Origin of the sequence: Clostridium ljungdahlii DSM 13528 (genome assembly GCF_000143685.1) — a bacterium.
In the GTDB taxonomy this organism is placed as follows: domain Bacteria; phylum Bacillota; class Clostridia; order Clostridiales; family Clostridiaceae; genus Clostridium_B; species Clostridium_B ljungdahlii.
The window spans coordinates 631,151-653,862 of record NC_014328.1 but is presented as its reverse complement, the minus strand read 5'-3'; the positions used below and the strand labels follow the sequence as shown (position 1 = coordinate 653,862).

The window sequence follows — 22,712 nt, the reverse complement described above, 5'->3', positions numbered from 1 at the left end:
TCCCCCCTTTTCACTACTCTAATCCTATTTCCGCAAACATACCTGGTTTCAAAGATGGATTTTTACCATTTATACTAACCTGTACTAAAATATCTGAACTTTGCGGCTCTACCTTAGAATTTATGACAGTTACTTTTCCTTGAAAATCCTGATCTGGAAGGTCAGGTACTCTAATAATTACATTTTGACCAACGTTAATCTTATTTAAAATGTAAGATGGTGCATATGCATTTACATATAATTTATCAGAATTAACTATTGAGATAAGCGGTTTACCTGGATAAGCCATATCTCCAACATTTACATTTTTAGCACTAACTGTTCCTGCAATAGGCGATGTAATAGTAGCATTATTAAGCGAATTTTGAGCAGATTTTAATGCAGCCTGTGCCTGATTTACCTGACTTTGATAAGTACTTATATTGGACGATGTAGAACTACCTGTTAAGCTTGTACTATTATACGTACTACTTTGTGCACTAGTTAAATTTGAATTTGCAGCATTTAATGCATTTTGTGCTTGATCAACTTGATTCTGAAGATCTTGGGTATCCAATTTTATAACAACTTGTCCATCTGTTACTTTTGTCCCTATGTCTACAGATACTTCTGAAACCCTTGCTGAAATGTTTGAAGTTATTTGAGTATCTTCATTTGTTGCAATCTTTCCTCCCATTATAAATGAACCTTTATCATTCTGCTCATTAGAATTTGTAATCGTCTTGGTAGGAGCTGAATTTTTATTATAACTACAGCCACCTAAAAACACTCCCATAACTACTAAACAAACTAAAATAATTTTTTTCATTTCCATCCTCCTCTTATGTAGGCACTGTAAAATAACTTTTTAACATTTTTATTATAAGCTTAATGTTGTTTAAAATAAAGGACTTTAGTCTAAAACTTTAAAATAAATTTAGTAAGCATTTCCTCCAATATCCAGAAAATCTTCAACTTTATTTATATGAGGGTTTCTAAGTAAAAAATCAACTTATACTTCGAATGTTTTTACAACCTTCAGCTCGTTAAATTGCTAATTGTAGAGTAAGGTATATAATTGTATCAACAGAACTATACAATTTCATAATACTATTCAAAAAAATTTCTGAAAGGGGATTCGTATATGATTAAAATAGGTAATAACACAATTGAAATCAAAAAAGGATATATAACACAAGAGCACAGTGATGCCATTGTAAATCCTGCAAACAGCAAACTACAACATGGAGGCGGCGCAGCTCTAGCCATAGTCTCTGCCGGTGGATTTGAAATACAAAATGATAGCAATAAGCTTATATCAATAATTGGAAATGTTCCTGTTGGAAAAGCAGTTATAACATATGGACATAAGTTACCTGCTAAATTTGTTATACACACTGTAGGCCCTGTAATGGGTGAAGGCAATGAAAACGAGAAGCTAAAAAAAGCTGTAACAAGTGTGCTCAATCTGGCAGAGTGCTATAATTTACATTCTATATCCATGCCCGCCATAAGTTCCGGTATATTCGGCTTTCCAAAAGATAAATGTGCTGAAATACTTCTTGAAACTACCATAAAGTTTTTCACAAATAAAGACACGAGTTTAAATAAAGTTGTAATGTGCAATTTCGACGAAAAAACCTATAACATTTTCCTTGAAAAATCAAAAAAATACCTGCTTAAATGAAATTAGGCTTCCTTTTTGTCTTGATTTTATTTTATGAACCAAGTAATAAATTGTGTAAAAAATAAAAATTCCAATCAAGCTTCCCAAAAAATCTATGAGTACATCACTTACAAGAGAACTTCTACCAGGCACAAACGCTTGGTGAAATTCATCCATAACAGCATAAAAAAGACATACAAACATTATGTATATTAAAGCTTTTGCCCCTTTTACATTAAATTCAAATAACACTCCACTGACTAAAATAGCAAGTATAAAATACTCAAATGCATGGGCATTTTTCCTTATAATTAAATTCAGCTTCTCTTCTCTATTATCTGTAGGATTCACATATGCACTTTTAGCTTGATCTTTTTGAGTTTTAATTTGAACATTGCTATTTACATCCTTACTTACAATTTTGTTTTCCTTAATTTGTCTGTACTCTTTTCTTAAATTGTCTAATATGTTATAACTTCTTTGGTTAGAGATATCACCATTATTTGATGAGTTATAAAATATAAATCCCATCCAAAGAATACATAAAATAATCAAAATTATCTTTTTAATACTTGTCACCTTCTTTGTTTTAATGCAATTATTATACCTCAAATTTAGGTAACAAGCACCTTCTATTTTATATTTAAATGAGGTATAATTTGCTATAGTAACACTATTATGTATTAAAGTAAATTTGCTAAATGGAGGAATAATATGTCATACACCAAAGTTAAATATGAAGATATAAAAAAGCTGTGTAATTTGGTTTTTGAGAAATTTGGATTCAACCGGGAAGATAGTGAAACCATAACTAGCGTTTTGCTTTTATCAGATCTATATGGAATTGAATCCCATGGTATTCAAAGGCTGGTCAAGTACTACAGTGAAATAAAAAGTGGTCTTATAAATATCAATTCTAAAATAAAAATAGTAAAGGAAACACCTGTATCTGCAACAATAGATGGCATGGGCGGTATGGGACAGCTAATTGGTAAAAAAGCTATGAATCTCGCAATTAAAAAAGCTAAAACTTCAGGAATGGGTATGGTAGTAGTTAGAAATTCAAATCACTATGGTATTGCAGGCTACTATGCCAAAATGGCTGAGGAGGAAGGACTTCTTGGAATTTCAATGACCAACTCTCCAGCTGTAATGGTACCAACCTTTGGAAAAGATGCTATGCTTGGCACAAATCCTATTGCCATATCTTTTCCAGCTAAACCCTACCCATTTTTAATGGATATGGCTACTAGCGTAGTTACTAGGGGAAAAATTGAAGTTTATAACAAAAGGCATGAACCTCTTCCCCTTGGTCTAGCTTTAAATAGTGATGGTGAAGATACTACAGATCCCTTAGATGTACTTCTTAATGTACGAAAAAATTCTGGAGGAGGACTGCTTCCTCTTGGAGGATCAAAAGAATCAACTGGAGGACATAAAGGTTATGGATTTGCACTTGCAGTTGAAATGTTTACAGCAATTTTATCTGGAGGATTTACTGCAAATAAAGTTAGCTTAGATAGGGAAAATGGATCTGGAACATGTCATTATTTCTTTGCAGTGGATTATGGTATATTTGGGGATAAACAATCCATTGAAGAGAACTTTTCCAGCTACCTAAATGAACTTAGAAATTCAAAGAAAGCAAAAGGCGCCACAAGAATATATACTCATGGTGAGAAAGAAGTAGAATCCTATAAGGATAAAATGAAAAATGGAATTCCAGTAAACGACACTACTCTTAAAGAAATATACGACATATGTGACTACTTTAGCATAAAAGCTAGTGACTATGTAACTAAAGTAGTATAATTGTAAATTATTAAAAAGGGGGCAATATTTTTGAATTCACAAATAGTTGAAAATCTAAGAAAAATTACCGGAGCAGACTGGGTTACGGATGATCTATCTCAGATGCAAAGTTACTTGCAGGATGAAACAGAAGCTTTAATTCGCGTTGAATCCTCAAAAGATTGTGTAGTAGTTAAACCCAGTTCACCAGAAGAAATATCCAAAATACTAACATATGCAAATGAAATCATGATACCTGTAATTGCTAGGGGCGGTGGTACAGGTGTATGTGGTGCAGCAGTTCCCATAAAACCAAGTATAATCTTATCTCTGGAAAGATTAAATAAGATCGTGGAATTTGATAAAAAGAATCTAATGATTACAGTGGAGTCTGGCGTAACTTTAGCAAATTTACTTGAAGAATTAAATAAACAGGATAAGTTATTCTTCCCAATACATCCCGGCGATGAAGGGGCACAAATTGGAGGAATGGTAGCTGTAAATGCAGGAGGTACAAAGGCTGTAAAACATGGAATTATGCGAAATCATGTTAAAGCTTTAGAAGTAGTTCTTCCTACAGGAGAAATAGCCACTTTAGGTGGAAAATTAATAAAAAACAACATGGGTTATGATTTGCTTCAGATGATGATTGGGAGCGAAGGGACTCTTGGTGTGATTACAAAAGTAACTTTAAAATTGTATGCAAAAAATAAATACACAGGTACACTCATAGTTTCCTTTGATTCAAGAAGGGATGCCTGCGACTGCGTTCCTAAAATACTTCAAGAAGGAATTACACCTTTAGCTATTGAATACATGGACAGACCTATTTCAGAAAAAGCTGCAGAGCACCTTGGTACTAAATGGCCTGCAACCAAAGGCTCTGTGGATTTAATGCTCATGCTGGACGCTAAAACTGAAGATGAACTTTATGATACTAGTGAACAAATCGTAGGAATATGTGAGGAACATAATGCAGTAGACAGCATTATAGCTGAAACTTCAAAGGATCAGAAGGAAATCTTAGCCATAAGGAGCAATGCCTACACTCCTTTTAAAGACCATGTAGCTGATGGACTTGACATGGCAGTTCCACCATCCGCAGTACCTGATTTCTTTGACGATATATCTGCTTTATCTGAAAAATACCATACTGAAATCCCAGCAGTTGGCCATATAGGCGATGGGAATATTCATAATTTCATACTAAGTGACAATGGTAAATTGCCTTCTTACTATGAAGAATTTAAACAGGAAATGTACAAAATTGCATTGAAATATGGTGGAACAATAACTGCAGAACATGGAACTGGAAAAACCAGAAAAGAATATATGCCTCTTCAATTTACCAAAAGAGAAATTCAAATTATGGAAGGCATTAAGAAAGCATTTGATCCTAATGGAATTTTAAATCCAGGTACTATAGTAGATTAAGAATTATGGAATAAATCTATATACATTTCCAAATAAACCAAGAAATTCTCCATGCAACATATGGAGAATTTCTCTTTTCTTTATTTACTTATAAGTTTGGAAACTTCATCTTCAATTTCACTGCTTACAGCACCTATTCCTCCTAAAATAGAGGCACCTTTCAGTTTCATGCCCTGTAAAAATGATTTTTCATCATCTGTTAAACTGTTATTTACAAGTATTATAGGTTCGCCCATATTTGCTGCATAACTGCTTCCTGAAAGTGCATCTGCAAAGTCATTTCCCGATGCTATACATACCTTGTTTCCCTGGGAGTTAAAATACTGTGCTGCTTTAAGGGATGTATCAAATCTATTCTGCCCGCCTATTCGTACAATATCTTTGCTGTCTATTTTAGCTAGCTTTGAAATATCATCCTGAACTTTTTCACTTACAGCTCCTTCCATTCCCATTATAAATACCTTAGTAGGTTTTATTGTTGAGATTTCATTCTTTATAGCATCCGGTATTTCATCTTTCTTTACCATAAGTACAGGATACTGCTTAATTGCTGCTGCACTGCTTATAGAAAGTGCATCTGCATAATTTTCACCTGATGCTATGATTACCGGAGTTCCTTCTTTTACTCCAGCTTCATCTACTATTTTTGCTGCTGTTTCATATCTGTCACTGCCCTTTAGCCTGTTTATATTTTTAAAACCTGCATTAACTATCTTTTCTTCCATGCCATCCTCTACAGAAGAACTTCCCCCGAGAATATATACAGTTCCATCTTGATTCATATTTGACTTCATGTACTGAAGTACTTTATCTTCATCGTCTTCATTATTTCTGACAAGGACTACTGGACCCTTGAATTTATAAGAAAGTATACTTCCTGAAAGTGCATCTGGATAGTTGTCTCCTGATGCTATTATAACTTTTGATACTTTATCCTTGTAGGCTGCCTTTGCAATTGCAAGAGAAGTATCTATTCTGCTCTGTCCCCACAGCCTTTCTATGTCTTCCTTTGCAGGGGATGGTGTTCCACCGCCACTGCCTCCAGAGCCGCCGCTTGAGCTGGATGAAGCTGCATTCATTCTAAAGCTATATTTTACAATTGTCTTATCTACAGATATGGTAGTACTTGTATATTTGTCATATCCACTTTTGTCTGCTTCTATATAGTAATCTGTATCAGGATACACCATAAATCCATAGGCACCATTTGAATCACTTGTCTGTGGATTGCTGTTATCTGCAGGCTTAAATCCAGCTATAACTGGAAGTTTTACTGCAGTACCAGTAGTTTTTCCAGAAGCCTTGTTTCTTGCAGTGTCAGCATAATACAAAGTTACATTTGCACCTGAAATAACTTTTCCCGTAGAAACATCTGTTATAATTCCATAAGGATCAATAAGACTGCTTGCAAGACTTACATCTCCATTTTGAGAAACCTTAACATCAATGGTTCCAATTATTATTTTCTGGCCATTGCCCATGTCAAAGGTTACATCAATTTTTGAATCCGTGCTGTCTTTCAAATTTGTTATTTTAATGGTTCCATCTTGAGAAATTGAAACCCCTGCATTTCCTTCAGAAGAAAAGCCAATCTTTGATAAATCACTTATCGGACTTTCTGTTCCATCAGGTTCCTTTACAAGTAAAATATCCTGTGCTTTCACAGAAAGCATCCTGGTTTTATCAGCTTCAGTAGTTATTTCAGTATCTATCGTCTTAACTGCTTTCCCTGTTTCATCTACTACAGTACCTGTCCCCTTTGTTTCTACCGGAGTCGTATCTTCCACTGTTATGGACAGCGTCTGTGAATTTCCTGCACTGAAGTTAAAGGTTAATACTGTTGTTCCTGCTGTTTGTTTTGCAAGATAAGCTTTGCTTATGGTTACTGTATCCCCGCTTACTGTATAGTCTGTCCCTGAAGTAAGCTTTGATATTCCATTATATATACTGCTCAATGTATTTCCTTTTAGTGTCATGGTTACTGGAATGTCCTTGTAATTTGATGAACTAGTATATTTGTCAAAACTTGCAACTGTTGGATTTATGTTTGAAAAGGTTAAATCAAAATTACTGTCTGTACTGCCTGGTGTCATTTTTAAAATTGCTATATATTGTCCTGGGCTGATATTGTTATTTGCTCCCACAGTGACTAAAACTGTTATCCCATTTTCCAGATCTGCATCAGTTATACTTGAGATTTCAGGAAATGTTACATCAATGCTTTTACTTTCTACACTTATGACTGCCTCACTAGCTTTTGTATCATTTACTGCTTTTACTATATTGTCTTTTACTGTATTGGGAAGTTTAAACTCGTATCCACTTGACCCATATGAGTTTATAACTAAATTATTAACATTTACATTTTCGCTTCCATTTCCCCCTAAAAACTTCACCATAGCCATACCTATACCATTTACATCAACAACCTGAACCGTTCCATTTCCTGCTCCATCCTCAGCATAAATTGAATATTCTCCATTTGCATTCACAGAAAAACTATTTCCATTAATAGTTTGCACTGCAGCTCCTGCAGTTTTAAAATAGCTTATATCCTTCATTCCCGGGGCATAAAGCTTTTTTGCTACACCGCTAGTTGCATCTGAGAAATTAGCTGTTACTATAGCCTGATTAGTCCATGCTTGCGGCGTAACACTTACATTTTTAATACTCGGGGGAGTTTTGTCCAATATTATGGATATTGTTGTAGCTATTATTAGATCTCCTGCACTAACAGTAGAGATAGATCCATATATATTTATATATTTGATTCCATCACCTATGGGTAAAGTACATGGAGTACTCCAGTCTGATGCACTGTAATTTTCTTGCTGACCCCATGTTTGTCCGCCATCAGTAGAAAGACTAACAGGTCCACATTTAACATTTTCTATTCCATCGATATTATATCCATATATGCTATCTCCTTTAAAATTAACTGTTACATTTTCACTATTGGTATACATATCTCCCCCATTTATCTTTGTATAGTCAATAATTTCTGTACCAGTACTATCTATTGTCTGGGAAACACCGCCAGATTCCTTTCCTGACGAATCTTTAAATTTAATATATACACGTCTTAGATTACTACTATGATCCCAGTTATTATCACTTATCCAATTGCCATCAGCTAACTTCCAATTATCAACTTCCATATAGTTATGTCCTGATACTAATGTATAATTTATCCACTTTCCATCATTGCTATTTCCCCTATTCTGAATGCCTGTTTCATTGTTAAAAAAATCTCCACTGTTTGAAATCATTACTTGTTGAGGTTGTGTTAAAATACCATCACTATTAAATCGTAAAGTTACACTTACATCAGCTGCATAAACTAGTGATGAACTTCTTATCCACATTATAACTAAAATACATAGCATACCAAAAATCAAATTCTTTATTTTATTCATTTTTCCTCCCCTTTATTGAGTTTGTTTAGAAATTTTCCGATGGAGAAACTGTAGCAAAAATCATTATAGGCTGCGTGATAATTAATATACAGGCTGGCATAAAATTATTTTGTCCTCCACTTTTATATTTTTAAAGCGTTCAATATCTTTTAGACTTGAGTAAAGCATTGTTTTTATTATCCTCTGCATATTAAACAGAATTTTATTGCCGTGTTCCAATTCTATGAGAAGTGTGTAATCATTATTTAGAATCACATTTACTATACTGATCACCTGATGTTCCTCCTTTCATTTCATTTTTAATCCAAATATTTTACAAAACTATGAAGAAATTCTCCATACAACTCCGATTGTAGCAGGTAATTTTTTTTTGCATATACTCCTTTTGGCGTATTTTTTATATAGATTTTATCAATTTTATGTATAATATCTACATTAATTGCATATGCAAAAGGTTATACATATTGCATTAATCATGTATAACCTTCTTTATATTATGCTATTTATTTTTCAAGCCTATCAATGTTTTGCAGATGTTGTTTATATCTTCATTAGACAAACTATCAAAGTCATCTAACTCTTCCTTAATGGTATCCAAAACCTTGTATTTAAAATTTTTACGTACCTTTTTAGCCTTCCTATCTATAAAGTATGCAGAAATGGTACTTGTAAGCGTTCCTATAAATCCTATACCCGTAAGCATTAAAATGGATGCTATTATCCTTCCTGCTGTGGTTGAGGGAGAAATATCACCGTATCCCACTGTAGTTGTAGTTACAAAACTCAGCCAAATTGAATCTCCAAGTGTCCTGCCTTCTGCAAAATGCATCCCCACTCCTCCCATAAGTATAGTGACTATGGTAAGTTGAAGTATATAATTAAATTTATTAGTTTTTATAAATTCATTTAAACATTTTTGAAACTTAAAGAAGAATGCCAGAGCCCGTAAAGATCTTAAAAAATTTATTAATTTTAAAGTTTTAAATAATTTTGTACTTTCAACTATCCTTAAACTTTGAAATATCATATTAAATGGTATTATGGCAATTAAGTCTATAATATTTTTCTTTATGAAAGTCTTTTTATTGTCTGAAATTATAAGTCGTGTAAAATAGTCGACTACAAAAATCATCCATATTATATTATCTATTTTGTGAACTGTATCCAGGTCTCTAGCTGTAAGATTCCCTGCATCTTCAAATATAAGTATAATTATAATGCTTAAAGACAGTATTCCTATAAAAACATTGTAAATTAATTTTAAGCTTTTTTTAGAAATTTTATGGATCATAACTTTCCCCCAGATAAGTTTCTCCGATGACTACCTGCTCTAATACTCCCACGCACTCTGTGAAAGCGACTATCACCAAATCAAAGATTTGGGATATCTGCTTTTCTCCAAGTGGGAGTAAAAGAACAGCTGCGTCCCTGGATAACGATTTTCCCTAAAGGATAACGTCTTCTAAGTGCTGAAGCACTAAGAATACTGTTAATAAGCATCAGGTGGAGTCAAAACTCCATCTGATGCCAAGAACTCTGTTTATCTTCTGTAAAAATATTTTTAATCCAGTGTATTCAAAATATCCTTTATTTTTACTATCGCAAGTCCAATAGAATTATCACATATTCCATAATATATATATAATTCATCTTTCCGCAAAACAGATCCACAAGGGAAAATAACATCTGAAAAGAACCCCGATTTTTCATAATTTTCTTCAGGTCTAAGAATGGGCTCTTTACTTCGTCCAATAACTTTTTCCGGGCAATTTGTATCAAGTAAAAGTGCTCCCATAGAATAATGTTCCATATCATCTACCCCATGGTATAATTCAAGCCATCCTTCATCTGTTTTTATAGGAGGTATACCTGCCCCTACTTTAGAAGAGTCCCAGGAGCTTTCTCTAGTACATGCCAATATTTTATGATTCCCCCAGTTGATCAAGTTATCCGATTCAGATATCCATATTACAGGATTGCCGGTACTCTTTGATACCGGCCTATTTAGTGCAAAATACTTTTCACCTATTTTTTCTGGAAAAATCACTGCGTCTTTATTCTCAGTATTAAAAATATTACCTAATTTTTTATAACTTTTAAAATCATTAGTTACAGCTAACTCCACTACAATACCATACTTGGATACTGCGCTATAAGTCATATAATAATTATCGTCTATTTTAGTTATTCTTGGATCTTCAACTCCAAAACTTTCATATTTATTTTCCGGGAAAATAAAAGGAACCTCGTCTATTTTAAAGTTTACACCATCGCAGCTTCTTGCAATTCTTATATGTGACATAGAAGTAAGATAGTCAAAATCAACATTGCTGCCTACCTTTTTTATAACTCTTGAATCACTAAAATCATAGTTTTCATCTTTTTTATTTATTGTCACAAATTTAAGCTTATTATTTTCATCTAAAAGGGGGACTCTCATATAATCTTCCGTTTCCTGCTCAACTCTTTCAGCTATTCTCAAAGCTAAAACCACTTCTCCATTATACTCTGCTGCCCCTGGATTAAACACCCCTATAACCTGAAAGTCTTTACTAGAGGGAGTTATATCACTGCATGTTATAATTGGATTACCTTTATATCTTCTTATATCCATTTTTCCTCCTATAAATTATCGAAGTATAATTCTGGATTTTTATTCATATAATCATAAAATGGATTATCTATTTCGAGTGTTTGTGCTTCAATGTCACTTATTCCTGCATACAAAATGGCTTTCTTACCCTTAAATGTGAGCCCTCCACTAAAGACTACATCATAAAGCGTTTCATTTTTACTAGGTCCCGGCAAGAAATCATTTCTGCTTGCAATTATCTGTACGTCTTTATATGCCATAGAATTTATATCAAGTACAAAAGTCATGGAATAATAGTGCTTCATTCCCTTCTCGTCTACTTTTGCTATATGCCCTAAAAGTCCTATATTATTTTGATCAATAGGATATATGCTGTTGATTCCTCCCCATTCATCATCATTAAAAAAATCATTTAAAATAGGAGCATCTTCAATAACTCCCATGCTCAAATCATTTAATCTTTTAATCTTTGCAAATCCTATCTTTCCTCTTCCACCTTTAGCTCCTTGAGGACGGGTTAATACACCTATGGTACCATCTTTTAGCTCAGTTATGCGTAAATCCTTCATTCCCTCAGGTCCTACAAAAAAAAGCTTAAGATGAAAAATGTCCTTACCTTTATATATCATAGTTCTCCATATAAGATTATTAGGATCATTTATATCATTAAACACTTCAACTCCGCCTACTACCATTTCATTACCTATCTTTGTGAAAAATGGGTCTTCCAAATTCATAATAGGTGATTCTATTATATGACACCATGCATCTTCATATTTTTCAAAAAAAAGAACCATGGAATCGTTACTTCTCTTTGATTCAACTCTACCAGCTATTACTGTTCTACCATTGCTTAAAAAAGGAGCTGTTATATTATAAACATCCTTGTTAAATATTCCTATAAATTTAACTCTCTTGGCTATTTTTTTTGCTTTTTTATTATCATACTCCTTCAATAATTTATCACAAGTAACAAGCATATTTTCACCTTCTTAGTTTTAGTTAACCTAATTATATTATAATTCTTATTTTTTCAATTTTCTATATTTTTACCAAAATAAAACCAGAAAGCATAATTTCACTTTCTGGCTTTATTGGGTTTCTAATCGAAAAATCAACTTATACTCCGGATATTTTTTACAACCTTCAGTTCGTTAAATATTTTGATAAGGCTGAGCAAAAAATTTTAAAAAATACTGAGAACTTTTGAAAACTCGTACCTCAAACAATTCAAAAGTTCTAGATTTTCTAAAAATTTTTTACTAAGACTTATACATAAAATATACTAACAAAATTGAAATTACACTTAAAAACTTTTTTCATAAGTCTTAGCGAGGTATTTTAGAAGATCTTAGAAACTTATATATGTCTGAGGTACGAGTTTATCCGATGACTACCTGCTCTAATACTCCCACGCACTCTGTGAAAGCGACTATCACCAAATCAAAGATTTGGGATATCTGCTTTTCTCCAAGTGGGAGTATTAGAGCAGCTACGTCCCTGGATAACGATTTCTAAGCGTCAGATGGAGTCAAAACTCCATCTGACGCTTAGAACTCTGTTTATATAAGCTTCTTTAGATTTTCAAAATACCAAGCTTTAGATTTATAAAAAGTTTTTAGTGTGATGAATTTTGTTAGTATATGGCTGGTATAAGTAAACTTTCTACTTAGAAACTCTATAAGTTAATTATTAAACTTGCTTCCCATATCATTTATATATTGGACAAAGGTTTGTCCTATATCATCCAAAGACCAAAGACCTGTAGCTTTATAGCCATATTTACTATATGCAGTATAATCTTCATAATTTATACTGTAAGTTTGTATTATAGGATATATTGGCTTGTCCAATCCATATGCTTTATAATCTGCAGCCATTTGATCCAAACATCTATTTACGGACCACTGCATTTCTCCCCAATAACATTGAGGTGCTGAAAAGTCACAGTATTTGTTAAAAACTGAATAAGCTATATCCTGGTGATAACTGGCTATTGGAAAAGATGTATACCCAATTATTGCATTAGGGCACTGGCTTCTTATAAGCTCACATATCTCCTCTGTCTGCTCAGCTTTATTTTCTACAGCATCTTCTGCATCAAATACATAGTAATCACTGTTATTTAATGCTTCTATAATTAAATTACCCTCACCTTGAACATCATCAAAATGATTGTAACCCCATGTTCCTACTTTAAATCCTGCCTCTTTGAAATATCCAACATACTTTAAAAAATCATCTCTAAAATTGGTGCCTCCACCTGAAGGACTGGAACCTTCGTTGTATTTAATACACACATTGTTTATCCCCATAGATTTTAATTTTGCTATTAAATTATCTATGCCTCCATAAGCATCCACTTGATTTTGAAGTTCCCATATCCACATGGAAGTAGAAGCTATACTATCCACATCTTTAGTGGAAGGGTTTATAGTTAAGGACAAATCAACTTCCTTACTATATCCTTTTACCTGTCCTTGATAAACATACTTTCCTGGTGAAGCTAAAGTATTTACTTTCTCATTCCATTCAACTCCTACCTGCACTTTTCCTCCATCAGACATAACTGCTGTTACCTCATCAGGCAGCTTATAACTATCACCTTGGTTTATTGACACACTGATATCATCTATATTCTCTATTTTTGCCCCAGTTTTAAAATTCATGGTAAGAGCAGTTTTTAAAACTTTATTATATCTACCCATTAGGTTATTATCAATTTTCAATATATAATAACTTTCAGGATCATAAGCTGAAACTGTAGATACAGTCATATAGCTATCGTAATTACTTAAAGATATATTTATCGGCACTTCTGCATTAGTTTTTTTGTTTATAATTTTTACATTTTCTTTAGCTGAAGACAAATCTATAGGTTGGTTAAAGTGAATTATCCAGCTTTTATCCACAGGAACGTTGTCCACATTATCTGCATTTGCTGGCAAGAGATTACCACTGCTTTCACTTACTGAAGAACTAGAATTACTTTCCGATATGTATTTAGATTCCTCTTGTGATGCTAAAATTTTGGATGTGTCTTGTAATGTTTGGGACTTTGAATTGTCTTGAGTTGATACTACTTGAGTCTGGGGTTTGGTTGTATTAGTAGAAACATCACTCGCTAATACAATATTACACGGATTTAGCTGATACATTACAACAATTGATGCAAACATTAAAAGATTCTTTAAATTTTTAATCAATTTTTTCTCTCCCTTCATATAAGCTAAAAAATATTTTCTATTTTTTGCAAATTTCTATTGACTTTTAATATACCAGTATATTACCATATTATCTCCCCAAAATCAACAATAGGTGGGCGATGTACATTATTCCATCTGTTCCATATTATCTTTACAAATACATAATTAGATACATCTTCAAAGCAAAAGTAAATAGTGGTAGCATTGTATCTTATTATGAATATACTATAGAAGTAACCATACTATAGGAGGAACATAATGCACTTATTGCCTTCATTTTTATTTGCCTTATCCGCAAATATAGACAGTTTCACTGTAGGAATATCCTATGGTATTAAAAAAATGAAAATTAGTCCATTAAGTACTATTCTAATAGCTTTAATTGCTACTGCAGGAACATTTCTATCTATGGTTCTAGGTAAATTTCTAATTAAGTTTATGTCTGAAAATATAGCCAATATCATTGGAAGCGGTTTTTTGATATTAATGGGCATATGGTTTATAATTGACGCTGTTATAAAAAATCACTGTAATGAAAATAAAAAACTGTGTAATGCTGAAAATAATCTTTTACCCTATAAAAATCTTTTGGACAATCCAGAAATAGCCGACGCTGATAATTCAGGCTATATAGATGTTAAAGAATCTATATTTCTAGCCTTCGCTCTCACAATAAATAATGTTGGAGTAGGTATAGGCGCAAGTATAACTGGTATCAATATATTACTTGCCACTATATTTACCTTCATTCTCAGTACAACAGGCCTAGTTGCAGGATGTGTTATAGGCAGCAGCTGTTTGTCTAAATTTTTCGGTAAATATGCTCCTTTTGTATCTGGCATTAGTATTATAATTTTAGGTATCTATGAACTAATCATCTAAATTTCCGTTTTTCATATTGGGGCAGTCCCTTTCCTGTCCTATAGGTATTATATATGGCTTGCCGGTAACTGGATTTTTTATTATGCATACATTTATTTTATACACCTTTTTTATGTTTTTTTCTGTGAGTACTTCCCGAGGAGTTCCCTGCATTACAACTCTTCCACTATTTACAAGTATCACATGGTCACTGTACTGTGCTGCAAAATTTAAATCGTGAAGTACCATTATAACTGTTATCTTTTTGCTAAGTGATTTAACATTATCCAAAATTTCAATCTGATGGTATATGTCAAGATTAGATATGGGTTCATCCAGTAGTATTATATCCGTATCTTGGGTAAGTGCCCGTGCTATAAGAACTCTTTGTTTTTCACCACCGCTTAACTGATTTATAAATTTGTCACGGAATCTCCAGGTATTAGTAACCTCCATAGCCTGTTTAGCAATATTATAATCACTTTCTGATTCACTTTGAAGTTTCGAAAAATAAGGCGCCCTTCCCATCAAAACTATATCCTGTACGGAAAAATCCATATCCAAGTTGCTATTTTGGGGAACTACCGCAAGTTTTCTTGCCAGTGCCTTACTTTTTAAATCCAGTATATCCTTATCTTTTATAAAAACTGTGCTCTTATAAGGCTTCAAGGTTTTAGCAATATTTTTTAGTAAAGTAGTTTTACCAGAACCATTAGGCCCTATAATCGAATAAAATTTATTTTTTTTAAAATCTATGTTTATATCATGAAGTATATTAACTTCATCAAAACTGTAATTTAAATTTTTAACTTCAATTGCACACAAATTTGAATTATTCATTATATCACTCTCTTTTTAGATTTTATTAAAAGATAAATAAAGTATGGAGATCCAAATAAAGCAGTTACAGCACCCACAGGTATTTCAGAAGGAGCAGCTACAGTTCTTGCCACTGTATCGCAAATAATCATAAACACAGCTCCAATTATCAATGAGAAAGGCAATAGCACCCTATGGTCAGGTCCAAATACCATACGTACTGCATGGGGAATTATTAGTCCTACAAACCCTATTACACCACTTATAGACACACAAGCTGCAACAATTATCGAGGAAACAGCAAGTACTATTTTTTTTACATTTTCAACTTCTATGCCTAAACTTTTAGCAGTATCATCCCCTGTAAGCATTATATTTAGATCTCTTGAAAATAAAAGTATTATAATTACACCCAAGAATATGAAAGGCATCAGCATCAATATTTGATTATAGGTTGCTGCAGAAACACTTCCCATTGTCCAAAAAACAATTTTTTCAACCTGCTGCCTGTTGAATACCATTATTATAGATATTATTGAAGATAGAAGAAAGCTCACAGAAACACCTGCCAGAAGCAGTGTAGTTGGTGGTATCTTGTTTTTTACCCTGGCTATGTTATAAACCAAAACAGTAGTTGCAATAGATCCTACAAAAGCCATCATAGTAATAGCTGTAGATCCTAAAAGCAAAGTATCCAGCTGCAACATAAATCCAATTGCAGCTCCAAGAGCAGCTCCTGAAGATACTCCAAGTACGTAAGGATCTGCCATTGGATTTTTAAATATTGCCTGAAAGGATGCACCTACTACTGATAATCCCATTCCAACTAATGCTGAAGTTATTATCCTTGGTAAACGTATCTGTAATATTATGAGCATGTGATTTTGTGACATACTTGCTGTAGAAACTAAACCTCCCACAATAGGTATTTTACTTAGTATCACATATAGTGTTTCCTTGAAGGATATATCTGCAGAACCCAGCATAGCTGATATTACTGCCGAAAAAAATAATATTACTATGCAAATGCAAAAAAACAACTTAAAATGTTTTTTTCGGGAAAATTTCATAAGCATATTCCTCTCTTATATATACTTAAAATGCTTCAGGATGAATTATCTTTGCCAGAGCTTCTAACCCATCTGCAAGTCTAGGTCCCTGTCTGCTTATAATATCTTCATCAATTTCGAAAAGTTTATTTTTCTTTACAGCATCCAAATCTTTATAACCCTTTGTAGACTTAATGCCATTTTTGCTATTAAATTTATTGGAACATATAAGTATATCAGGATTTTTTTCAACAAGTTTTTCGAGACTGTAATTCCAACCTGTAACATCAGAAGCAGCATTTTTGCCTCCTGCCATTTCAATCATCTTGCCTACAAAAGTGTCTTTTCCCGCAGTAAAATCGCCGCTTGTACCATAGCTTACTACATAATATACTGTAGGGGTGCTCTTTCCTCTTACCTTTTCCTGTACAACTTTAACTTTTTCTTTCATATTTGAAACTATACTATATGCCTTTTTATTAGCATTCACTATTTTTCCTATATTTTCTATATTATTATAAGTATTTTCAAAGCTTTCATTTTTTGAAATAGTTAAAACCTTTATATTAAGCTGCTGCAGCTTTTTTAAAATGTCCGGTTTAGTTAAATTAGACGCTATTACAACATCAGGTTTAAGTTCAACAATTTTTTCAACACTTGGGTCAGTTATAGTACCCACAGCTGGTATTTTAGAAGCTTGTGTAGGATACGTGCAAAAATCAGTTCTACCTACCAAAATATTTTGTTTGTTTAATGCATAAATTGTTTCTGTAACATTAGGTGATAAGGATACCACCTTTTTAGGCTCACTTTGAATTGTAATTTCCGTATTAGTTGAATCTTTTAATTTTAAAGGATAAGCGGTATTTTTAGTAGATTCACTTTTGCTGCTGCTGTCTGTAGTAGAATTGCTTGTATTAGATGCTCCACATCCCGCCAAAAATACCGTAATCGTAATCATAATTAGTAAAACAAATTTTTTGCTACTCTTAAACATCAATACTTCCCCCATTCATATAATAATGTAAATAAAAAAACCATTATCATACAGACAATAGTTTTCAAGTAAATTAAAATTTACTTCAAAGCCTATCCGCGTAAGCTATCCGTAAATTTTAGGCAGGTCTCCTGGCTCTGATTCATTGTATATTTATACCTTCCCTGTTTCCAAGTGGCAATTCCATAAATATACTCCTCATTACAGTGGCGGGACCGCATAAGCTCTTCACTTATTTCCCTTTTAAACTTAAAAATCAAGTACCTAAAATTCAATATTAAATTATAGAATAAGTATATCATTTCTCCTATTTTATATCAAATTCTACTTTTTATACCCTATGCATTTTCAAAGAAATAGCAGCCAATGTGCTAGCCTATTTTTTATAATAATCTGCATCATATCCAGGTGATACATATTTTCCACGGCCTTCTGCTATCAATATCACCTTTACATTATGTCTCTCAAGCGCGGAAAGTTCCTTGCCATCATTAGTATAATTGGGATTAGGCTTATACCAGGACTTACTTGCAAAATAACTCTTATATGGTTCTGTAGGAAATGTGTAGCCATGCCTTGCAAATATTTCATTTCTAGCAAGTGCCAGCTGCTTTTTACTCATACCTTTCAGGTCATTACTAGTAAGTGCCCTTGTATTGCTGTAAGGTATCACGTATTCTCCTGAATTATTATCTGAATCATTTTCATCATTGTTATTCAAATCAGAAGAAACGTTTTGCTTGGATTCCACATTTGAAACATTTTTGCCGGGACCTTTATTTATAAGTGAGGATATCATCTTAAAGGCAACAACAAATACAATTATAGTTAAAATAGTTATACCTATCATTTTGAAATTAAATGGCCGCTTATCTTTAAGTTGAGTGTCATCTATCTCTCTGGTAAATTCATCTTTATCTTTTCTATCTGTCTTTTTTGTTTCATGAGATGAACTAAAATCAAAAGTATCGCTGTTCTTTAAGCTATCCTCATGCTTTTTATCTTCTTTTTTATAGTCATTATTTTCTTTTCCATAATACTTTGTATCATCATTTTTATCCTCTTCTCTTTCACGTTCCTTTTCCTGTTTTGCACCGCAGTATACACAAAACTTATCATTTTCATCCAGCTCTGTACCACATTCTCTACATTTAGGCATCTACTTGTCACCTCTAATCTTTATTTAAAAATAACTTCTTTAAAAAATACACTAGATTATGTTTATGTTCAACTTGTTCATTTTCCTCCATACACATAGTACTTTCTTTAACTTCTTCATTTTTAGAAGATGGGCATAAAATATTATCATACATATCAATGGTAAATTTTTCTCTAGAGCAAACATTATCTGCCTGAATAAAGAATTCATTTAAAGCCTGCTCATTTTCTATATTATTCATAACAAAGTCTATAAAAATATGATGTCTTTCATCAATTCCTTCAAGATAGAAATTATTATCTGCTATATCAAAAACATATCCTGCTTTTACATCTTGAGTAAGCCTTTTTATGCTTCCTTCAAGTAGAAATTCAATATTTATAGACTCCTTTATTTCAGGCTGCTTCACATAAGTTGTGAAACCAACCTTTCTCCTTACTGCAAAAGGAAGTGCCCTATACAGGTATTTTAGTATTCCTTTTATAACTTTATCCATATTTTCATTATAAGGAACCACAATATATATCTTTTTATTAAAAGCAGCTGCATCAAAACAAGCTTTTACCATATTTATAAACGTATTTTTATCTATAGAAGCAGCTAAAAACAAATCTTCTATAGAGTTAAACACATCACAGACTCTATCAACTTTCACTTCTCTCAAACTTTCTATAGAATTTCCCTTTTCCATATCATAATTTTCTACAAATCCTGAGGCATATATTATTTTTTCAGGATTTTCTATGTATAACTTTCTTTCATTCTCAGATATTACATAGCAGTGAGTAAAATACCTGTTTCTTTTTAAGGTATAGTCCTCCCCTGCAAAAACTGATTGCCCTATTATAATTTTTCCATCTCCAGTATTTGCATAAAAAAGTGCCTTTGGATATTTACTTAAATCTTTTTCTCCGGCTAAAAATGCAGGAGCAGTATAAGAGCATAAACTGTGAATAGTGTCTTTTATGAATTCATCCTCAAGTCCACTGCTTTTTGCAATAGTATCATAACCTGGAGTACTGCTAAATATTCCTCTTTTTTCCCTAGTATAATACTGCTGCTCTATCATATCTATTCCCTGCCCCCATCCAAATAATTCATTTTATAAAGCAGCCACAAAAAAGGCTCATCCACTCTAATAGGATTTATACTGCTGCTTCTATCTATTTCAAGATGATTGGAATTAGAACCCAAAGAAGATACTGCAAAATAACCTGCAGTTTTAAAGCAAGCATCCACGGCACCTTTAAATGGGGCATCAGCTTTCAATAAAAACTTTCTAACTTCACCATCAATATTTTCAAATTCATTTAAATTAAAAAATCCCTCATGATTGTAATTTTTAAATATATTACTGTTCTCTCCTATATATTCTTCATCCTTTAAATTCTTAAGCATATCACTTTTAGTAACTACTACTGCCGTAGGTATGTGCGTTTTTTCTTTAGATTCCTTGGATATAAAATTTTCAAACAAATACACTATTATATCCTTCGGTTCCTGATACTTTTCCGTAAAGTCACCTTTTTCCCTATTCACAATACTTAACTTTTTCCTCAAAGTCCTCATTTGAAGTGGATCCACAAGAAATATTATTCCATCTGAATTTTTTATATGTTCTGCATGATTTTCCATATAGGCCTTATCTGTCATACCCTCACCTGGTATATCGTAAAAAATAAGAGTCAAAGGTGGAATTTTATCTTCTTTAAATTTTAAATTTTCTATTAAAGGTTCTACATGCTGTTTGGGAGTAGGATCGAGCATTAAATTTTTTTCAAAAATTCTCTCTTGATTTTCTCTTATCTCATCATTGTAACCAGAGTTTCCTGCAATAAGAGATGCCCCTATTCTTTCACAAGTATACTTTTCAAGCACATAAAGAAGAGTTGTCATATATACAGACTTTCCTACTTGAGAAGCTCCTATAACAGATATAATTTTAGAAGGTCCTCTTCCTGAAGTTATAGGCAAATCATTATGACAGTAAGGACATAATCTTTCATCTGTACTTGCATCGTATTTGTCTTTAATTTCAACTAGTACTTTGTCCACTCTCGTCTTATTTCTTTCAGGAAGTGCTTGAGCCTTAACAACGGGATTCATTGGCCCTAATGTTCCTTTTCCTATCTTTTTATAGTATCTATTAAGAAGCTCATCCTCTACCTTTTCATATTCAGGATCTCCCTTTTCCGAGTGAGAAGCCCTGAATACCACATGATCTGATTTAAATTTTTTAAAGCAAAAAGGACATGTTATCATAAAAGGTCCTCTTTCATAAGTTGCCTTCTCATAAGTATTTCTAGGTTCACTATTACCACTCCTGAAAAATTTAAAGATTCCCATACTCTCACTCCTCCATTCTATTAATTAATCAAAAAAATCTTTATGAGAAATATCTATATTATTACTGGCACTTACGTTTATGGCAAAATTACCACTTGCATTTGCCCCGATAATTCTAATAGAATATTTTCCATCATTAGGCGTAGTAAAATTTATATTACCTTTGTTAGATGTAAACTGCATTAAAGACCACTTTCCATCAAATTTTTTGAAATCAAAACTTTCACTATTTTTATCACTTTTGTGAGTCCCATCATAGTCAATGCTCTTATCTTCATTTATGCTTGATAAATATCTATTTGAGTCAATATTATGGAAATAATTATTATATAATGCCATTCCTCCTCCAATTATTATAACTATTAAGGCAAAAATATTTAATTTTTTCTTCTTTCTCATTTTACTAATCCTCCACTTTAAAGTGTTTGCCACTTTTTATCCACTTTAATTTTACAACTATTTTATACTATTTAATTAAAGCACACTAATTTAGACATATAATTTTACGAGTGTGAATTAAATTCTCTAAAACATAAATTCAGTTATAAACTTTACGATCTATATGTGATTTTAAGTAAAATTTGAACTTATACGCAGCGATATTTTACAATAATGAAGCACATTTAAATATTTTTTGCTTAGACTTATCAAAATATTTGACGAGCTGAAGGTTGTAAAGATATCCAAAGAATAAGTCAAATTTTACTTACAACCTACAAAGCTTTTAAAAATAACAAAGAACATATATAGAATTTATAATAATGTCTGGAACCTAATCCTCCTATTTATTCACCAGTAAAAAAAATAAATTTTAATTCATATCTTACTTTGTATTGAATTTAAAACCTTCTAATTAAGACACCTTTCATATTTGCTGAATCATTATGAATATGATAAATCTTTTCTTTTTCTTCCTCAGTACATCCAATTAATATTTTAATTTCTGAATCCTTTTTTATTAAATCTATAGTACACATTATCGCATCTATTTTTTGTTCCTTGTCTGTTCCTTTCCAAATATCAATTCCACTACCATCCATTGATGAAGTACCTCTTAGATAACCATAATCTATTTCATAAAGGAAATCTGGATATTTGGGATGAACTGTTCCCTTGGGTCTATCAATAACAACCTCCGATTCTTGCACAAGACTATCTAATACATTCCAAAATTCTATGTTATATTCCATAAACCATTTTCCCCCAAATTCAAATAATCTTCAGTTCACGATATTTTACCATTGTTCAATAATAAAAGAATATTACACATTTATATTATTTAATAAATGTTTATTGGACTATTGGGTATATTTCCTTATAAACATACTATTCCCCCTACACGATTACCAATTTTAGTTCATCATAATTTACTTTTAAGTCACATAATAAGAATATT

The 22,712-nt window shown here is 32.4% G+C and carries 20 protein-coding genes and 1 riboswitch; of the genes, 4 read left to right on the top strand and 16 right to left on the bottom strand.

Going from position 1 to position 22,712, the window contains the following annotated elements; all coding sequences use genetic code 11:
• Window positions 1–13: 13 nt before the first annotated feature.
• Window positions 14–808: an efflux RND transporter periplasmic adaptor subunit gene (locus CLJU_RS02925; protein ID WP_013237277.1), complete on the bottom strand. Its 795-nt coding sequence runs from the start codon at window positions 806–808 to the stop codon at window positions 14–16.
• A 315-nt stretch (window positions 809–1,123) separates the two neighbouring features.
• Here CLJU_RS02925 and CLJU_RS02920 point away from each other — a divergent pair, with 315 nt between their 5' ends.
• Window positions 1,124–1,666 (top strand): macro domain-containing protein, encoded by a 543-nt coding sequence (locus CLJU_RS02920; protein WP_013237276.1) that lies wholly within the window; start codon window positions 1,124–1,126, stop codon window positions 1,664–1,666.
• Here the strand turns inward: CLJU_RS02920 and CLJU_RS02915 are convergent.
• Window positions 1,643–2,215 (bottom strand): VanZ family protein, encoded by a 573-nt coding sequence (locus CLJU_RS02915; RefSeq protein ID WP_041705280.1) that lies wholly within the window; start codon window positions 2,213–2,215, stop codon window positions 1,643–1,645. The two genes, CLJU_RS02920 and CLJU_RS02915, sit on opposite strands and share 24 nt — an antisense overlap.
• Before the next feature lie 144 nt (window positions 2,216–2,359).
• On the opposite strand from CLJU_RS02915, the gene CLJU_RS02910 reads away from it, so the two are divergent.
• Window positions 2,360–3,457, top strand: coding sequence for an Ldh family oxidoreductase (locus CLJU_RS02910; RefSeq protein WP_013237274.1), 1,098 nt, complete (start codon window positions 2,360–2,362; stop codon window positions 3,455–3,457).
• Between the two features lie 30 nt (window positions 3,458–3,487).
• Entirely contained in the window at window positions 3,488–4,870 is a 1,383-nt protein-coding gene (locus tag CLJU_RS02905) for an FAD-binding oxidoreductase (protein WP_013237273.1), read from the top strand.
• A gap of 80 nt (window positions 4,871–4,950) precedes the next feature.
• On the opposite strand, the gene CLJU_RS21200 is transcribed toward CLJU_RS02905, so the two are convergent.
• The 6 genes from CLJU_RS21200 to CLJU_RS02875 form a co-directional block, all read right to left on the bottom strand.
• Entirely contained in the window at window positions 4,951–8,286 is a 3,336-nt protein-coding gene (locus CLJU_RS21200) for a cell wall-binding repeat-containing protein (RefSeq protein ID WP_013237272.1), read from the bottom strand.
• Window positions 8,287–8,367: 81 nt separating this feature from the next.
• A complete protein-coding gene (locus CLJU_RS02895; protein WP_087943144.1) occupies window positions 8,368–8,559 on the bottom strand; it encodes a DUF2442 domain-containing protein in 192 nt (63 codons plus the stop codon).
• A gap of 226 nt (window positions 8,560–8,785) precedes the next feature.
• Window positions 8,786–9,577 carry a potassium channel family protein gene (locus CLJU_RS02890; protein ID WP_013237271.1) on the bottom strand — a complete coding sequence of 264 codons (792 nt, stop codon included), beginning with the start codon at window positions 9,575–9,577 and terminating at the stop codon, window positions 8,786–8,788.
• Window positions 9,578–9,847: 270 nt separating this feature from the next.
• Window positions 9,848–10,900, bottom strand: a complete 1,053-nt coding sequence (locus tag CLJU_RS02885; protein ID WP_013237270.1) for a glycoside hydrolase family 130 protein — start codon at window positions 10,898–10,900, stop codon at window positions 9,848–9,850.
• Between the two features lie 8 nt (window positions 10,901–10,908).
• A complete protein-coding gene (locus CLJU_RS02880) occupies window positions 10,909–11,859 on the bottom strand; it encodes an MTP-1 family protein (protein ID WP_013237269.1) in 951 nt (316 codons plus the stop codon).
• 705 nt (window positions 11,860–12,564) lie between these two features.
• On the bottom strand, window positions 12,565–14,085 hold the full coding sequence (locus CLJU_RS02875; RefSeq protein WP_013237268.1) for an Ig-like domain-containing protein: 1,521 nt from the start codon (window positions 14,083–14,085) through the stop codon (window positions 12,565–12,567).
• 258 nt (window positions 14,086–14,343) lie between these two features.
• On the opposite strand from CLJU_RS02875, the gene ytaF reads away from it, so the two are divergent.
• Window positions 14,344–14,967, top strand: a complete 624-nt coding sequence (gene ytaF, locus CLJU_RS02870; RefSeq protein WP_013237267.1) for a sporulation membrane protein YtaF — start codon at window positions 14,344–14,346, stop codon at window positions 14,965–14,967.
• Here ytaF and CLJU_RS02865 read toward each other — a convergent pair.
• From CLJU_RS02865 to CLJU_RS02830, 8 genes are all read right to left on the bottom strand, one after another.
• A complete protein-coding gene (locus CLJU_RS02865; RefSeq protein WP_013237266.1) occupies window positions 14,956–15,786 on the bottom strand; it encodes a heme ABC transporter ATP-binding protein in 831 nt (276 codons plus the stop codon). The two genes, ytaF and CLJU_RS02865, sit on opposite strands and share 12 nt — an antisense overlap.
• The gene (locus CLJU_RS02860; protein ID WP_013237265.1) at window positions 15,786–16,835 is read right to left on the bottom strand and encodes a FecCD family ABC transporter permease; all 1,050 of its coding nucleotides are present in this window, start codon (window positions 16,833–16,835) and stop codon (window positions 15,786–15,788) included. Before CLJU_RS02860 ends, CLJU_RS02865 begins: the two co-directional genes overlap by 1 nt.
• Window positions 16,836–16,860: 25 nt before the next feature.
• Complete coding sequence (locus tag CLJU_RS02855; RefSeq protein ID WP_013237264.1) at window positions 16,861–17,811, bottom strand: ABC transporter substrate-binding protein; 951 nt, start codon at window positions 17,809–17,811, stop codon at window positions 16,861–16,863.
• A 104-nt stretch (window positions 17,812–17,915) separates the two neighbouring features.
• A riboswitch (cobalamin riboswitch) is annotated at window positions 17,916–18,094 on the bottom strand.
• Between the two features lie 93 nt (window positions 18,095–18,187).
• Window positions 18,188–18,970, bottom strand: coding sequence for a YARHG domain-containing protein (locus tag CLJU_RS02850; protein WP_013237262.1), 783 nt, complete (start codon window positions 18,968–18,970; stop codon window positions 18,188–18,190).
• Between the two features lie 13 nt (window positions 18,971–18,983).
• Window positions 18,984–20,039, bottom strand: a complete 1,056-nt coding sequence (locus CLJU_RS02845; protein WP_013237261.1) for a GAP1-N2 domain-containing protein — start codon at window positions 20,037–20,039, stop codon at window positions 18,984–18,986.
• Between the two features lie 2 nt (window positions 20,040–20,041).
• Window positions 20,042–21,316 (bottom strand): TRAFAC clade GTPase domain-containing protein, encoded by a 1,275-nt coding sequence (locus CLJU_RS02840; protein WP_013237260.1) that lies wholly within the window; start codon window positions 21,314–21,316, stop codon window positions 20,042–20,044.
• A 24-nt stretch (window positions 21,317–21,340) separates the two neighbouring features.
• A complete protein-coding gene (locus CLJU_RS02835; protein WP_013237259.1) occupies window positions 21,341–21,715 on the bottom strand; it encodes a hypothetical protein in 375 nt (124 codons plus the stop codon).
• A 440-nt stretch (window positions 21,716–22,155) separates the two neighbouring features.
• On the bottom strand, window positions 22,156–22,506 hold the full coding sequence (locus CLJU_RS02830; RefSeq protein WP_013237258.1) for a hypothetical protein: 351 nt from the start codon (window positions 22,504–22,506) through the stop codon (window positions 22,156–22,158).
• Window positions 22,507–22,712 lie beyond the last annotated feature (206 nt).